The organism is Staphylococcus sp. HMSC071G07 (genome assembly GCF_001811435.1).
Taxonomy (GTDB): domain Bacteria; phylum Bacillota; class Bacilli; order Staphylococcales; family Staphylococcaceae; genus Staphylococcus; species Staphylococcus pettenkoferi.
Window position 1 is genome coordinate 1 of the sequence record NZ_KV804769.1, and the last position, 395, is coordinate 395.

A 395-nucleotide genomic window follows, 5' to 3' on the forward strand; every position below is an offset into this window, starting at 1 on the left:
ACCTCGCTTTACCAACTTATTAGTTGATTTAATAAAATGAACTGAGAAGTAAATATACATTTATTTCCTAGTCTAATTTTATGCCTTCCATTTAACTCAGATGTTAAAAGTATCAAGGGTGATTATAACTGCGACATCAATTAAATTCCCCAAATGATAGGGGGATCAGCTTCATAATCTTGTTTGTTCATGTGTTCACGTTTAATAATTTCGTTTGGGTTTAATTCGTCTTTAGCCTCTGAATGTATCAATAATTTTCCTAAAGTTTTTGGATTATAGCTTATATCACCATTAAATTGTGTTTGGCCTCCTTTTGTCATATCAGCGCTAAAATAATACCATTTATCCTTATTGATGTGACCCTCTATTGAGTAGCCAGCTCCCATTGGAAGTTT

Annotated in this window: 1 pseudogene; it reads right to left on the reverse strand. The window is 32.4% G+C overall.

From position 1 onward, the window contains the following. Positions 1–140 precede the first annotated feature (140 nt). Positions 141–395: pseudogene (locus tag HMPREF2802_RS07745) on the reverse strand (DUF1433 domain-containing protein); the annotation flags it as partial.